This window comes from Pseudonocardia sp. DSM 110487 (genome assembly GCF_019468565.1).
Lineage (GTDB): Bacteria > Actinomycetota > Actinomycetes > Mycobacteriales > Pseudonocardiaceae > Pseudonocardia.
Genome location: NZ_CP080521.1, coordinates 10,012,617 through 10,027,776 on the forward strand (window position 1 = coordinate 10,012,617; position 15,160 = coordinate 10,027,776).

General features: G+C 72.6%; 13 protein-coding genes. 4 read left to right on the top strand and 9 right to left on the bottom strand.

What is annotated here, in order from left to right; all coding sequences use genetic code 11:
* Positions 1-97: 97 nt before the first annotated feature.
* On the top strand, positions 98-1,165 hold the full coding sequence (locus K1T35_RS46785) for a LacI family DNA-binding transcriptional regulator (RefSeq protein ID WP_220258051.1): 1,068 nt from the start codon (positions 98-100) through the stop codon (positions 1,163-1,165).
* Entirely contained in the window at positions 1,162-4,038 is a 2,877-nt protein-coding gene (locus K1T35_RS46790; RefSeq protein WP_255621400.1) for a glycoside hydrolase family 2 TIM barrel-domain containing protein, read from the top strand. The genes K1T35_RS46785 and K1T35_RS46790 overlap by 4 nt, the downstream gene beginning before the upstream one ends.
* Before the next feature lie 26 nt (positions 4,039-4,064).
* Here the strand turns inward: K1T35_RS46790 and K1T35_RS46795 are convergent, their stop codons facing one another.
* The 5 genes from K1T35_RS46795 to K1T35_RS46815 form a co-directional block, all read right to left on the bottom strand.
* Positions 4,065-4,493, bottom strand: coding sequence for a CBS domain-containing protein (locus K1T35_RS46795; protein WP_220258052.1), 429 nt, complete (start codon positions 4,491-4,493; stop codon positions 4,065-4,067).
* 127 nt (positions 4,494-4,620) lie between these two features.
* The gene (locus tag K1T35_RS46800) at positions 4,621-7,224 is read right to left on the bottom strand and encodes a VanW family protein (protein ID WP_220258053.1); all 2,604 of its coding nucleotides are present in this window, start codon (positions 7,222-7,224) and stop codon (positions 4,621-4,623) included.
* A 47-nt stretch (positions 7,225-7,271) separates the two neighbouring features.
* Complete coding sequence (locus K1T35_RS46805) at positions 7,272-7,589, bottom strand: co-chaperone GroES (RefSeq protein ID WP_142107190.1); 318 nt, start codon at positions 7,587-7,589, stop codon at positions 7,272-7,274.
* 185 nt (positions 7,590-7,774) lie between these two features.
* Positions 7,775-8,995 (bottom strand): ATP-binding protein, encoded by a 1,221-nt coding sequence (locus K1T35_RS46810; protein ID WP_220258054.1) that lies wholly within the window; start codon positions 8,993-8,995, stop codon positions 7,775-7,777.
* 102 nt (positions 8,996-9,097) lie between these two features.
* Positions 9,098-10,096, bottom strand: a complete 999-nt coding sequence (locus K1T35_RS46815) for a saccharopine dehydrogenase (RefSeq protein ID WP_220258055.1) — start codon at positions 10,094-10,096, stop codon at positions 9,098-9,100.
* 79 nt (positions 10,097-10,175) lie between these two features.
* On the opposite strand from K1T35_RS46815, the gene K1T35_RS46820 reads away from it, so the two are divergent.
* Positions 10,176-10,760 (top strand): TetR/AcrR family transcriptional regulator, encoded by a 585-nt coding sequence (locus K1T35_RS46820; protein WP_220258056.1) that lies wholly within the window; start codon positions 10,176-10,178, stop codon positions 10,758-10,760.
* 2 nt (positions 10,761-10,762) lie between these two features.
* Here the strand turns inward: K1T35_RS46820 and K1T35_RS46825 are convergent, their stop codons facing one another.
* Entirely contained in the window at positions 10,763-11,593 is an 831-nt protein-coding gene (locus K1T35_RS46825; protein ID WP_220258057.1) for a DUF1206 domain-containing protein, read from the bottom strand.
* Positions 11,594-11,668: 75 nt separating this feature from the next.
* Between K1T35_RS46825 and K1T35_RS46830 the strand changes: the two genes are divergently transcribed.
* A complete protein-coding gene (locus K1T35_RS46830; RefSeq protein WP_220258058.1) occupies positions 11,669-12,274 on the top strand; it encodes an SIMPL domain-containing protein in 606 nt (201 codons plus the stop codon).
* Between the two features lie 89 nt (positions 12,275-12,363).
* Here the strand turns inward: K1T35_RS46830 and K1T35_RS46835 are convergent, their stop codons facing one another.
* The 3 genes from K1T35_RS46835 to K1T35_RS46845 are packed head-to-tail and all read right to left on the bottom strand — an operon-like array spanning position 12,364 to position 15,157.
* Positions 12,364-12,837 carry an FxsA family protein gene (locus tag K1T35_RS46835; RefSeq protein WP_220258059.1) on the bottom strand — a complete coding sequence of 158 codons (474 nt, stop codon included), beginning with the start codon at positions 12,835-12,837 and terminating at the stop codon, positions 12,364-12,366.
* Positions 12,838-12,893: 56 nt separating this feature from the next.
* Positions 12,894-14,156 carry a dihydrolipoamide acetyltransferase family protein gene (locus K1T35_RS46840; protein WP_220263298.1) on the bottom strand — a complete coding sequence of 421 codons (1,263 nt, stop codon included), beginning with the start codon at positions 14,154-14,156 and terminating at the stop codon, positions 12,894-12,896.
* Between the two features lie 26 nt (positions 14,157-14,182).
* Positions 14,183-15,157, bottom strand: a complete 975-nt coding sequence (locus K1T35_RS46845) for an alpha-ketoacid dehydrogenase subunit beta (protein WP_220258060.1) — start codon at positions 15,155-15,157, stop codon at positions 14,183-14,185.
* Positions 15,158-15,160 lie beyond the last annotated feature (3 nt).

The window sequence follows — 15,160 nt, forward strand, 5'->3', positions numbered from 1 at the left end:
CGGGCGGTCAAGAGGGTGCCCGGAAGACGTTGCTTGCCTGAGACCCGCGTACCGGCCTTATCGTGTGAGCGTTCACAGTCGATGCGAGGAGGCGGCGATGACCGACAGCGGTGCCCGCCGCGCCACCGGGCGGCACGGCACGCCGGTCATGATGGACGTCGCCGCGCTCGCGGGCGTCTCGTACCAGACCGTCTCGCGTGTGATCAACGACCAGCCGGGGGTCCGCGCCTCCACCCGCGAACGGGTGCTCGCCGCGATGCGCGAGCTCGGCTACCGGCCCAGCCCGGCCGCCCGCTCACTCGCATCGGGGCGGTCACGCACGATCGGGATCGTCACGATCGGCACCGACCTGTACGGGCCGACCACCACGCTGCGGGGCGTCGAAGCGGCGATCCGCGGCGCGGGGTACACGGTGAGCACCGAGAGCCTCTCGCGCTTCGACCGCGCCTCGGCGCTCGCCGCCGTCGAGCGCATGACCGCGCAGCGCGTCGAGGGCATCCTGGCGATCGACCCCGAGGTGGACGCAGCCGCCGCGCTTCGCGTGCTGCCGCCGACCGTCCCGCTGATGGTCCTGCGCGGCGGCCTCGACGCCGTCGCGGCCGGCGTCCAGTTCGACTCGACCGCCGGTGCCCACAACGCCGTCCGCCACCTCCTCGACCTCGGCCATCCCACCGTCCGGCACCTCGCGGGGCCGCTGCGGTTCGAGGCGGCGCGCTCACGGGTGCGGGGCTGGCGCGCGGCCCTCGAGGAGGCAGGAGCGCCGATCCACGAGCCGCTGCAGGGCGACTGGAGCGCGCGCTCCGGCTACGCCACCGGGCAGGTGCTCGCGGCCGATCCGGACGTGAGCGCCGTGTTCGCCGCCAACGACCAGATGGCGGTCGGGTTGATACGCGCGCTGTACGAGGCAGGCCGCACCGTGCCGGGAGACGTCAGCGTGATCGGCTTCGACGACATCCCCGAGGCGGCCTACCTCGTCCCCCCGCTCACGACCTTGCGCCAGGACTTCATCGACGAGGGACGTCGCGCCGTCGCGATGCTGCTCGCCCAGATCGAGCACCCCGGCGCCGCCGAACCCATTCCGGTGCGGATGGTCCCCGACCTGATCGTGCGCTCCAGCACCGGCCGCTACACCCCACGCCCCGCCCCAGGAGGAAGCCCGCAGTGACCCCGCCGTACCTCGAGGACCCGCGCCCGGACGCCCGGATGCTCCCGCCGCGCGCGGCGGTGCGATCGAACGCGCCCCGGCTCAGCCTCAACGGGCAGTGGCGGTTCGACATGGCCGGAACGGTCGCGGACGCACCTGCGGGATTCGCCGACCCCGGCTTCGACGACAGCGGATGGGCGGAGCTGCCGGTGCCCGCACACTGGCAGCTGCACGGGTACGGCGAGCCCGCGTACACCAACACGCGCTACCCCTTCCCGATCGACCCGCCCCGCGTGCCCACGGAGAATCCGACGGGGAGCTACCGCCGCACCGTCGCGGTACCTGCCGAGTGGGCAGGCGGCCGCGTCGTGCTGCGGTTCGAAGGCGTCGATTCCTGCTTCGCGCTGTGGGTGAACGGCCACGAGGTCGGCACGGCGCAGGGCAGCAGGCTCCCGTCCGAGTTCGACGTCACCGAGTTCGTGCGCCCGGGCGCCGACAACCTCGTGGCGGTGCGGGTGCACCAGTGGTCGGCGGGGAGCTACCTCGAGGACCAGGACATGTGGTGGATGTCCGGGATCTTCCGGGACGTCACGCTGCTCAACCGGCCGGCGAGCGGCGTCGACGACGTGTTCGTGCACGCAGGCTACGAGGACGGCGCAGGCACCCTCCGCGTCGACGTCGCGGGGGATCCGGCCGCCCGGATCCTCGTGCCGGAGCTCGGCGTCGACATCGCCCCCGGCGAGGAGGTGCGCCTTCCGGACGCGCAGCCGTGGAGCGCCGAGGTGCCGCGGCTGTACGGCCTCCACGTGGTGACCGACGCGGAGCGCGTCGACCTGCGGATCGGGTTCCGCACCGTACGGATCGCCGACGGTCTGCTCACCGTCAACGGGAGGCGGGTGCTGCTGCGCGGCGTGAACCGGCACGAGTTCCACCCCGACCGCGGCCGCGCCGTCACCGAGCAGGACATGCTCGACGACGTGCTGCTGATGAAGCGGCACAACATCAACGCGGTACGCGCGAGCCATTACCCGCCGCACCCCCGGTTCCTCGAGCTGTGCGACGAGTACGGCCTCTACGTCATGGACGAGTGCGACCTCGAGACCCACGGCTTCGTGCACGTCGGCTGGCGCGGCAACCCCACCGACGACCTGGCATGGGGGGACGCGTTCGAGGACCGGATGCGCCGGATGGTCGAGCGCGACAAGAACCACGCCAGCGTGATCATGTGGTCGCTCGGCAACGAGTCCTGGACCGGCCGCAACCTCGAGCGGATGTACCGCTACGCGAAGGACCGCGACCCCGGCCGCCCGGTGCACTACGAGCACTGCCCCGACGGGCGCTGGTCCGACGTCTACAGCCGGATGTACGCCTCGCAGGCCGAGACCGACCTCATCGGTCGCCGGGAGGAGCCAGCCCGTGGTGTCGACCCGGTGCAGGACGCGGCGCGGCGCGCCGCGCCGTTCGTGCTCTGCGAGTACGCCCACGCGATGGGCAACGGGCCGGGCGGGCTCACCGAGTACCAGGAGCTGTTCGAGGCGCACCCCCGCTGTCAGGGCGGGTTCGTGTGGGAGTGGATCGACCACGGCCTCCGCACCCGCGACGCGCACGGCCGCGAGTTCTTCGGCTACGGCGGCGATTTCGGCGAGGAGTTGCACGACGGCAACTTCGTGGCCGACGGGCTGCTCTTCCCGGACCGCACGCCGTCGCCCGGGTTGCACGAGTTCGCCAAGGTGATCGAGCCGGTGCGGATCACCGGTACCCCGGACGGGCGCCTGCGCGTCACCAACCTGCACGAGGTGCTCGATCTGGGCCACCTGCGGTTCCCGTGGACCGTCGAGGAGGACGGCGTCGAGGTCGAGGCGGGTGAGCTGGACGTGCCCCACGTCGCGCCCGGTGAGAGCGTCGAGCTCGACCTGCCGGCCAAGGCGGGCGGCGACGCCGAGACCTGGCTGACCGTGCGAGCCGTCCTCGCCCTCGATGCGCCGTGGGCCGCCGCGGGCCACGAGATCGCATGGGGCCAGACGCGGCTCGTGGGACGCCCGCGCACGGCGGCCGTTCCGGGCGGCGGCGCCGTGGCGCTGGACCGCGTGCGCGGGGTGCTGAGCGAGCTCGCCGGCATCGCGGTCGACGGGCCGCGCCTCGACGCGTGGCGCGCCCCCACCGACAACGACCGGATCCCGCGCGACTCGGCAGCCGATGCCTGGCGCGCGATCGGCCTGCACCGCCTGCGGCACCGGGTGCTCGACGTGCGCGACGAGGACGGTCCAGGAAACGGTGCGGTCGTCGTGCGCACCCGCACGGCCCCTGCCGCCCTCGACGCAGGGTTCCTCTCCACCATGCGCTGGGCCCCGCTGGCCGGAGGCGGGGTGCTCCTCGACGTCTCCGTGCAGCCGGAGGGTGAGTGGACAGGGCCGATCCCGCGGCTGGGCCTGGTCTGGTCCCTGCCTGCCGAGCTGGACGGAGTCACCTGGTTCGGCGGTGGACCCGGCGAGGCCTACCCCGACACCCGGCAGGCGGCCCGCGTCGGCCGGTTCACGAGCTCGGTGGACGCGCTGCAGACGCCCTACGTCATGCCGCAGGAGAACGGGAGGCGGACGGACGTGCGCTGGGCCGAGCTCACGGGCGGGGGTGCGGGCCTGCGGATCGAGGCGCTTCCCTCCGGCGACGGGGATGCCGACACCTTCGGGCTCACCGTGCGGCGCTGGACCAGCGCCGACCTCGACGCAGCCCAGCACCCCGTCGACCTCGTGCCGGGCGATCGGGTCCAGCTCACCGTCGACATGGCCCACCGGGGTGTCGGCACGGCGAGCTGCGGACCCGATGTGCTGCCGCAGCACGAACTGCAAGCGGCGCCGGTGTCCCTCCGCCTCGCGCTGACCCCGCTGCTGGGGTGAGGGATGAGCCCTGTTCCGACGAACGCCTACGAGCCTGCGATGTAGTTCTGGAGCTGGGCGCGCTCGGACTCCAACAGGTCGATGCGCGCCTTCACCAGGTCACCGATGCTGACGATGCCGGTCAGCGTGCCGTCCACGACTACGGGGAGGTGCCGGAAGCGCCGGGAGGTCATCACAGCGGCGAGGTCGCCGACGTCGTCACCGGGGCTGCATGTGGTGACCTCGGTGATCATGATGTCGGACACCTTGGCCTGGAGCAGCGCCGCACCGCCCACGTGCAGCCGCCGTACGACGTCACGCTCGGAGACGATGCCGATGAGCTTGCCGCCCGCGACGACGGGCAGGGCACCCACGTTGTGGGCGGCGAGCTCGCCGAGGAGCTCGGTGACACTGGCATCGGGCCCAACCGTCGCCACGGTAGAGCCCTTTCTGCGCAGTACGTCCGCTACCCGCATCACCCGTACCCCCGATCTCGTCGCCGCTGACGAACCGAGGGTACGAACTCGGGTCCCGCTTTCGGAACCCCCGGCGCAGGTGAGCTGCTAGTGGTTCCGACCGGAGGTCCGGTCGGAACCACCGGGATCAATCCTCGCAAACCACCCGGGGGGCCGGGTTGTAGCGCGTCGTGATGGTCTCCCTGGCGACCTCGCCCGTGTCGACGTTGCGGCGCGTGCGGGTGTCGGTGATCGTGAAACCGGGTGACCCGTTGCTGGCGTGGCAGTCCTCGCCTGCCGGGATCGTGACCTCGTTGGGCTGGGTCGGGTTGGTGCGCGGCCCGAACTCGCCCGTGACCTCGAACTGGCGCTGCCCGTAGATCTGCACGGTGACCGACGTCGGCGTCCACCGGGTCCGGATCAGGATCGGCGTCTTGTTGTCGTTGCGGAACTTGTTGTCGATGGCGCCGGTGGCGATCGTCGCCTCCCGGCCCGCGGGGTAGCGGCTGATGTAGAAGCTGTGCGCCTTGTGCTCCAGCAGCGTCATGCCCGCGAAGTAGGAGGCGTTGTAGAGCGTGGTGGACACCTGCGAAGCCCCGCCCGCGATACCCCGCGACGCCCGCCCGTTGTCGATCACACCGGCCTCGACGTACCCGTTCGCCGCGGTGCGTGGCCCGGTGACCGCGTCGAGGCTGAACACCTCTCCGGGCCCCACGACCGTGCCGTTGACGAGCTCGGCGGCCCGGCGGATGTTCAGGCCCGAATCGGGGGCGAAACCGCCCGTCGTGAACTCGCCGATGATCTCCGGGTTGCCGACCGCGCGCAGCTCCTCGGTGGTGACCTCGGCGGGCTTCTCGGCGTAGACCGCGGTGACCTCGCGCGGCTGCGGGCTGCTCAGCACGCCGACCAGCGCCTTGACGGTTGCCTCGTAGTCGACGCCGCGCCCGTCCTGGGACGGCACGAGGGTGGGGCGGCCGCCCGTGAACTCGAACGTGGCGTCCCGGCCCGGCTTCTCCGACGCCGCCATCTGGGACGCGAGCGCGTCCTGGATCGCCTGCTGGTTCAGCTCCGGCACCAGGCCGCCGTTCTCGGCCTCGAAGCTGAGCGACGCCGCGATGACCTCGGGGGTGACCGTGCCCTGCACCCCGTTCTCGCCGATGACCGTGATCGGTGCGGCCACCGCGGGCCGCGCCACCTCCTGGATCGCGGTGGCGACGTCCTCCGCCGTAGTGGTCGGCGGCAGCTCGGTGATGGGCAGCACGACCGCGCCCCCGTTCGCCCAGTCCCGCTGCACGACGTCGACGGCCGCGGCCACGTTCAGCTGCTGGCCGGGCTGCGGGTCCACCGGCTGGGGTTGGGTGCCCTCGAACCGCACGGAGCCCTCGACCGGCTCCCGGTCGACGACCGGCCCGAGCTGCTCCAGCGCCCCGTTGAGGGCGGTGGGATCGGCGCTCGTCACCACGCCCACCTCGCGGCCGGAGAAGAACGAGGTGATTCGGGTGATCGGGTTCAGCGGCTGGGAGCCGGCCCGGCCCAGGGTGCCTTCCCAGTCGATGGACAGCCCCGCCGCGGCCGGGTCGATCTCCCCGCGCGCGTCGCCGACGGTGACCGGGATCGGACCGCTGGTGCGGGCGCCGATCTCCGACCGCAGCTGCGTCTCGGCGTCGGCCAGCGACATGCCACCGACGCCGATGCCGGCCACGGTGACCCCGCGGGGCATCGATCCGGAGCTCAGCAGCAGGTCACCGCCGTAGAGCAGGCCGAGCGCGCCGACGACCGCCGAGAGCACCAGCACGCGCCTGCGGCCGCGGCCGGGCCGGGGTCCGCCATCGGTGCGATCGCCCCGTCCTCCGTCGTCGATGTCGCCGGGGCCGCCGAGACCGACCCTGGTCGGAGCGTCGGCGGGTGGCATCGGCGGGCGGGGACCCATGGCCGGGACCCTTTCGATGCGCTCGGTGACCGGGTCGTCCGCCGCGAACGGCGACCGCGGCAGCATCTGGGTGGCCTCGCCGTCGGCGGGCGACCGGGCTGCTCCTGGCACGGCCACCGGGACGACGACCGTGGCCGCCTCACCGGAGCGCTGCTCGGGTCGGCTCTCACCGGGCCGGTGCGGCGGCCCGGACGGTCGCGGATCGGCGAGCGGGTGCGGAGTCGCCGGGGGACGCTCGCTCTGGGGACGCGGCGCGGCCGGGCGGGCATCGGCGGGCGGGTGCGGCGCAGGGGACGGGCGCGGGTCGGCGGGCGGACGTGCCCCCGCGGGCGGCCGCGGGTCGGCGAGCGGGTGCGGTTCGGCGGGACGTGCCGCCGGGGAAGGGCGCTGGGCCGACGCGCGGATCGTCGGCGCCTCGCCGTTGACCGGCTGTCCGTTCGCCGACTGTCCGTTGGCCTGGCCGTTGCCGGCCTGCCCGTTCCCCGCGTGACCGTTCCCCGGGTGGCCGTTCGGGTGCTCGCCGTTCCCGGGCCGGGGTGTCGGCGCGCGCCCGGCAGGCGTGCGCACCGTGGGGCTCTCGTCGCCTTCAGGTTGCGGCGCGGCCGGGGCGGGGCGGGGCGTCGGACGCGGTGCGGGTGTGGGTGCGGGCGTGCTCTCGCTGCCCGCGCGCTCGGCCGTCCGGACCGGGGAAGGTGCCCGCGCCGCGTCCGGCGCGTCCCCCGACGCCGTCTGCTCGGTTCCCCCGGTGTCGCGCGCGTGTTCGGTGATCTCCGGCTCCGGAGAAGCCGTCGCCTCCCCAGGCGATGACTGCCGCTCGGGCATGAAGTCCGTTTCCCCTCAACCATCGAACCGGGCGGAAGCCCGGTCCGTCACAGGTACAGCCCAGTACCGTGCTCGGTGCGCTCCGTCGCGACGGCGTGCACTTCCCGTTCCCGCAGGACCAGGTAGGTGGCGCCCTGCACGTCCACCTCGTACTGGTCGTCACGGGCGAACAGCACCCGGTCACCCACCTTGACCGTGCGGCAGTGCGCTCCCGTGCCGAGCACCTCCCCCCATACAAGACGCCTGGCGACCTCAGCGGTTGCCGGGATGACGATTCCCGCGCCGCTACGCCGCTCCCCCGCCGAGTCCGGCTTCACGAGGACCCGGTCGTGCAGCATCTGGATCTCGAGCTTGGCGTCCTGCATCGGACCGATGCTACGAGGGGGCGCCGACAGGCCCCTGACCGGCCCGAAGATGCGGAGAACCCCGCGGTGCTGTCAGGTCGGGGGTCCGACAGCGCCGCGGGGCTGTACCTGGAATCGGACATCGGACCCCGACCGTTACCTCTGGTCGCGAGAACGCCAGGTTTCACTCGTTCGGAGTAGCAATGTCAGGGCTGCGTGAGCAGGTATCGGCCGAAGTGGGGCACGGTGAACGCGATCTGCCCCCGTTGAGCCGAGAAGACGAGGCCCTTCTTCAACAGGCTGTCACGGGCAGGGGAGAGGGAGGAGGCCTTTCGGGCCAGGTGGTCGGCGATCCCGGAGGTGCCGACGGGCTCGTCCCTCCCCTCGGAGAGCTCGGCCATCGCGCGCAGGTACTCCCGCTCCGCGGGCGTCGCCCGCTCGTACCGGGACCCGAAGAACCCGACGGCGAGCTCGCTCTCGGCCTCCGGCGCCGCCAGCTTGACGTCAGGCGCCGTGATCGGGCTGCGGGGCGCGGCGTCCCACGCCGCCTTCCCATAGGCCTGCACGAAGTACGGATAGCCGCCGGAGGCCTCGTACAGCGCGTCGAGTGCGTCGACGTCGAAGGTGGCGTCCTCCCGCTCGGCAGGCGCGAGCAGGGCGAAGTCGGCGTCGGACCGGTCGAGCTTGTCGATGCGCGCGTACTTGAACAGCCGTTCCGAGTAGGACTTGGACGCCGAGAGCACCGCGGGCAGGTGCGGCAGCCCGGCCCCGACCACCACGAGCGGGGCCCGCGACTGCGACAGCTCGTGGCACGCCGCGCAGAGCGCCGACACGTCGTCGGGGCGCAGGTCCTGCATCTCGTCGATGAGCACCGCCACCCCGGACTCGACCTCGTGGGCGAGCCCCGCCACCTCGGTGAACAGCTCGACGAGGTCGATCTCGATGTCGCCGGAGTCGGCCCTGCCGTGGGTGGCGGCCACGTCGATGCCCGGCTGCCAGCGATCGCGCAGCTTGGCGTTGTCGGGTGCCGAGCGCATCGCGAACGCCTTCAGCACGCCGAGCACCTCGTCGACGCGGTCCGGGTCGACCGGCTGGACGTCCGAACGCTCCGGGTCCCGGTGGCGCACCGCGAGGTCGCGGATCGCGCGGTGCAGGGCCGCGGCGAGCGGGCGGCGCAGGTCGGCGTCCGGCCGGGCCTCGACCTTGCCGGCACCCCACCCGGCCCGCATGGCCATCGACCGCAGCTCCCCGAGCAACACGGTCTTGCCGACCCCGCGCAGGCCGGTGAGCACGAGGCTGCGTTCCGGCCGGCCGCGGGCCACCCGCTCGAGCACGATCTCGAACGCGTCGAGCTCCTTGTCGCGGCCGGCGAGCTCGGGGGGCCGCTGGCCCGCACCGGGCGCGAACGGATTGCGCACGGGGTCCACGGATCGGACGGTATCGGCGAATCTTGCCCGGACCGTAGAAGCGGCTATCGGACACGATGGCGTGTCGCCGATCGCTCGCTCTACCGCTTTCTCGAATGACCGCTAGACACCGTGATACTCCGGAATCGAGGCGTCGACGAAGGAGGCACCGAGCTCCGTCAGCCGCTCCACCGCGTACGCCGGGTCGATCAACGACTCCGGGGTGTGGATACCGGGAGCCACGGGCTCGCCACGCAAGCCGATCAGCCGTTCGACGCCGAGTGCGACGCCGAGCGAGGTGAGCGGGACCTGCCCGCCCGGATGGACGAGGTACCGGCTGACGCTCTTCGCCACTCCCTCGACGTCGATCCGGATCTCGATCGACGGGGCTCCGCCGTGGCGCCGGCCCGTCGACTCGCCGAGGGCGTAGTCGAAGCGGACGTTCGGCGCGCCCGTCGCGTGGGCGAGGCTCGGCACGTCGAGGATGGGGATGCTCTGGCCCGGCACGACCGTGCCGTCCATCATGCGCACCTCCGCCTGCGCGTCGGAGGCGGCGAGCCAGGTGAAGACGCCGTCCCGGCGCCGCAGTCCCGCGGAAGAGGCCGTGAACAACCGCTCGAGGTCCGCCAACCCCGCGGGTCCACCGGCATCCAGCTCGTCGAGCACGGCGCCGATGCTGATGCTGTCGACCCGGTCGAACTCCCTGGCCACGTGCAGTGCCCCGAGCACGCCGATACCGGCGCAGAAGTGGCTGGCGAGCAGGATCGGTGCACTCGGCAGCTGGGCGCCCGCGACGACCTCGGGTGCGATGTCGACCAGGCCGCTGGAGATGCTGAGGTACGGCACTCCGCGTTGCTGCGCGTGGCGCAGGCCGTTCAGGTGGTTGTCCCAGATCGCGGCGACCACCATCGAGTGGGCACCGTCGGCCGGGAGCCCGAGATCGCCGCGCCCCAGGTCGACGGTGACGGCCGTAGCGGCGCCCAGCTCGTCGGCCACTCGCTGCGCACGCTCGATGTTCCGGCCCGCGATCATCAGCGGCAGCGTCGGGTACCACTGCCGCAGCAGGGCGGCGGTCCCCGTGCCCGCCTGCCCCGAACCGCCCAAGATCAGTACTGGATCCATGCCGACCACTCCTCACCGATAGCTACATTTTGTAACTTACACTTTGTAGCTAAACTGGCGGCGGACCGCAAGGAGGCTCATGGCCACACCACCGATGCGCCTGTCCAAGGAGGCCAGGCGGGAGCAGCTGCTCGACGCGGCCCTCCGGCTCGTGCGGGAGCAAGGCGCCGATGGCTTGACCCTCGTGACACTCGCAGAGGCCGCCGGCGTGAGCAGGCCGATCGCGTACGGCCACTTCGGCACCCGCACCGGCCTGCTGCTCGCGCTCTACCGGCGGCTCGAGGAACGCCACCGGGACGCGGTGACCGAGGCACTGCGCAGCGCCGAACCCCACGCCGGTGTGATCGCCCACGTCATGAGCGCCGCGTACTTCGCCTGCGCCACGGACATGCCGGAGTTCACCGCCGTCTCCGCCGCTCTGAAGGGCAACCCGGAGGCGGAGGCGCTCCAGCACGAACTGCTCGACGACTACACGGAGGTGATGGTCGCCGCGATGGCGCCGCACTCCGCCCTCCCCGCCGAGGCGCTCCGGCTGCGCTGCATCGGCGTGCTGGGTGCGGCCGAGGCGATCGCCGTCGAACTGAACCGGGGGCGCACCACCGCCCTGGACGCCGTCAACGCGCTGGCTGATCTGATCGTGGGCAGCCTCGCCGCCGGCCGGTAGCTTCAGGCCCGGCGGGTCGCGGCGTCGGCGAAGCAGAACAGGCCGAAGGCCGCGAAGCCCGCCGCCACAACGGCGAGCAGCCACGCACCCGCGACGGTGCTCCCCAGCGCACGCAGCGCCGTGTCGAGGCCACCGGCCCACGCCGGGTCGGCGAACAGCGCGGCCGCACCGGCGAGACCAGCCACCACACCGATCGCGAGCGCGCGGGCGAGGTGCCCGGCAGCCCCCGCCACCTCGATCGCGTTCCGGACACCGGGCGCAAGCCTGCGGACGTCGAGATCACCCATGAACGTACGGCGTACGCCGGTGTAGGTCATCGCACCCGCGATCCCGATCAGCGCGACGGCGCCGAGTCCCAGCAGCACCCGCCCGGCGGGGAGCTCCAATACGCGCGCCGCGAACTGCTGCACGGTGCCGTCGGCTGACCCCAGTCCCATGAGGTAGTCGATGACGATCCCCGCGAGCGCGCTCACCGCGATCGACTTCGCGACCGCGCCCACCCGTTTGCGCATCCGCTCGTTGCCGTGCGCCCACCTGAACCCCATCGCGGCGGCCGTGAGCTGCCACAGCGCGAACGCGAACAGGCCGATCACCGCCACGACGAGCGCGAACACGCCGCCCGGCGTGCGGGCGATGGTCCCGACCGCGCCCACGGCATCCGGCGGGGCGTCCGGCACGCCGAAGGCGACCTGGAGCGCGAGCCATGCGACGACGAGATGCACCACCCCGTATCCGACGAGCCCGATGCGGCCGAGCCCGTCGACCACGCGTCCGGGTGCGTCGGAACGCCCCTCACTCACGAGCCGCCGCAGGCGCGCGAGGGACCGAGGCATTCCATCACTCCGTATGTGGCTGTATCGGCAGCGTTCTAGAGAACTTGATACTGCGCGATCCGGAACACTTGGATTGTGACGGAGATCGTGACCGAGGGAAGTGGCTGGTACGAGCAGCTGGGCGACCGGGCCGAGCTCGACGTGAGCTTCACGGCGGTGGCCCGCACGCGCTCCGACGCCGTGCGCGACCTCGGCCGCCGGATGGCGGCCGCCGAGCCTGCGCTGACCCGGCCGGGCCTGCAGGTCCGGCACCGCCGGATGCGGGTGCACAACGAGTGGCGGGGCAACAAGGTGATCGGCTGCCGGGCCGCGGAGGACCTCGCGCTCCTCGTCACCGACGTCGGCGAGCTCGACGCGGTGCTGTCGACGCTGGTGGGGGCCGAGCCGACCGACCTGCACGGGCCGAGGTGGGTGCTCGATGATCCGGCCGCGGCGCTCCGCGAGGCGCAGAAGCGCGCGGTGGCCGACGCGAGGACCCGTGCCGAGGGGTACGCCGTCGCGCTCGACGCGACGCTCGGGCCGTTGCTGAGGCTGTCCGAGGCGGCCGAGCACGCCGCCCCGATGGCCTACCGGATGGCGGCGGCCGAGGCGGCAGGCCCCGACGTGCGCGCGCTCGGCCTGGAGCCGGAACCGGTCCGGGTGACCGCCCGGTGCACGACGACGTGGGTTCTGGAGCCCTGAACGAGGCACTTCACACACCCAGGCCCGGCTTCACACAGGGCGGGCCTTGTGTGAAGCCGGGGGACGGTGTGTGAAGTCGGTCGGTTCGGTCAGCGCGGGTCGCCCGGCACGACCGTGCCCTCGATCACCAGCCGCTCGGGGCGGGGCGCGTCGGGCTCGACCACCTCGCCGTCGACCACCGGCGCCTGGGCCCGGATCCGCGCGGAGCGCAGTTCGGGGGAGCGCTCCTCGGCGGCACGCACCAGCCTTCGGCGCACCAGCGCGCGGGTGGGCGGCAACACGAGCAGCAGGCCCGCGAGGTCGGTGACGAGGCCGGGCACGAACAGCAGCACGCCGCCCGCGGCCACGAGCATGCCGTCGGTGACCTCGTTGGTGGGCACCCGCCGGCTGTTCACCGCCTCGGCGAGGGCCTGCGCGGCCCGCACGCCCTCGCGACGGGCGAGCCACAGACCGAGCACCGATCCGGCGAGGAGCACGAGCAGCGTCCAGCCCAACCCGATCGCCGATCCGAGCGCGACCAGCGCGATGATCTCGATCACCAGGTACAGGAGCACGAACGCCATGCTCTTAGTAACGCACGAGATGCCGTCCGTGCTCCCGGCGCTCAGTCACGGATCGGTCACCACGTGAGCGCGAGCCCCGGATCCGTGAGCAGCGCGCCGACGTCGGCGAGGAAACGGGAGCCCTGCTCGCCGTCGACGAGCCGGTGGTCGAACGACAGCGCGAGCTGGCACACGGTGCGCACCGCCAGCTCGCCGTCCACCACCCATGGCATCGGCTTGATCGCACCGACCGCGAGGATCCCTGCCTCGCCCGGGTTGATGATCGGCGTGCCGCTGTCCACGCCGAACACACCGACGTTGGTGATGGTGAACGTGCCGCCGACGAGGTCGGCGGGCGGGGTCTTACCGGACCGGGCGGTGTCGGTGAGGTCGGCCAGCGCGCCGGCCAGCTCCCGCAGCGAGAGCGTGTCGGCGTCGCGGATCTTCGGCACGATCAGGCCGCGCGGGGTGGCCGCGGCGATCCCGAGCTGCACCCGGTCGTAGTAGACGATCTCGCCCGCCGGCTCGTCCCACGAGGCGTTGATGTCCGGTGTGCGCTTCGCGGCCATGCACACCGCCTTCGCCACGAACGCCAGCGGCGTGAGCTTCACGTCGGCGTACTGGCGGGTTGCCCGCAACCGATCCCGCAGCGCCATCGTCTCCGTGACGTCGACGGCGAGGAACTCGGTGACGTGCGGCGCGGTGAACGCGCTGCCCGACACGGCCGCAGCGGTGGCCTTGCGCACCCCGCGGATCGGTTCCCGACGCACCCCGCCCACGCTCCGGGCAGGCGCAGTCGGGGCGGGGGCGGCCGCGGCCTCGACATCGGAGCGGGTGATCACGCCACCGTCGCCGCTGCCGTCGAGGCTCCCCAGGTCGACCCCAAGATCCTTCGCGAGCTTGCGCACGGGCGGCTTTGCGAGTGGGACGGCCACGCCGCCGCGCGCGGGCGCCGGTTCCGACGCCGGTTCCGGTTCCGGTTCCGGCTGCGGTTCGACGGCCGGGACGGGAGCCGCCGTCGACCTGCGAGCGCGCCGGGTCGCCGAGGCCTGGCGCGGGCCGTAGCCCACCAGGTTGGGGACCGCCTCGTCGTCGCCGGCCTTCCCTGCAGGTGCCCCGCCGCCCGTGTCGATCGTGATGATCGGGGTGCCGACCTCGATCGACTCGCCGGGCTGCACGAGCAGCTCGCCAACGGTGCCCGCCCACGGGCACGGCAGCTCGACGGCGGCCTTCGCCGTCTCGATCTCGCAGATGACCTGGTTGACCGTGACGGTGTCCCCCGGCTTGACCTGCCAGGTGACGATCTCGGCCTCGGTGAGCCCTTCACCGACGTCGGGCATCGTGAACTCGCGGAGCGCCACCGACGTCACCAGGCCAGCGAGCGGTCGACGGCGTCGAGGACGCGGTCGAGGTCGGGGAGGTAGTCCTCCTCGCACTTCGACGGCGGGTAGGGCGCGTCGAACCCGGTGACCCGCAGCACCGGGGCCTCCAGCGAGTAGAAGGCCTCCTGCTGGACGCGCGCGGCGATCTCGGACGTGATCGACGATTCCGACGGGGCCTCGGACACCACGACGAGGTGGCCGGTGCGCCGCACCGACTCCACCACAGGGTCGAGGTCGAGCGGGGACAGCGTGCGCAGGTCGATCACCTCGAGGTCGTGGCCGTCGGCCTCGGCCGCGGTGGCGGCACCGAGACAGGTCTTCAGCATCGGCCCGTACGTGGCCACCGTCAGCGTGCTGCCCGGGCGCACCACGCGGGACGCGAAAAGCGGGGGCGGCTCGGCGTCCGGGTCGACCTCACCCTTCTCCCAGTACCGCCGCTTCGGCTCGAAGAAGATCACCGGGTCGTCGCACGCGATGGCCTGCTGGATCATCCAGTAGGCGTCGGCCGGGTTCGAGCACGCCACCACCTTCAGCCCGGCGGCGTGCGCGAAGTACGACTCGGGCGACTCACTGTGGTGCTCGACGGCGCCGATGCCCCCGCCGAACGGGATGCGCACGACCACCGGGACCGTGACCTTGCCCTGCGATCGGTAGTGCAGCTTGGCCAGCTGGGAGACGATCTGGTCGAAGCCGGGGAAGACGAACCCGTCGAACTGGATCTCGCAGACCGGCCGGAAGCCGCGGATCGCGAGGCCGATGGCGGTGCCGATGATGCCCGACTCGGACAGTGGTGTGTCGAGCACCCGCTGCTCGCCGAAGTCCTTCTGCAGCCCGTCGGTGACCCGGTAGACGCCGCCGAGCTTGCCGACGTCCTCGCCCATCACGAGGACCTTCTGGTCGCGCTCCATCGCCGCCCTGAGGCCGTTGTTGAGCGCCTTTGCCAGTGTCGTCTGTGCCATCTC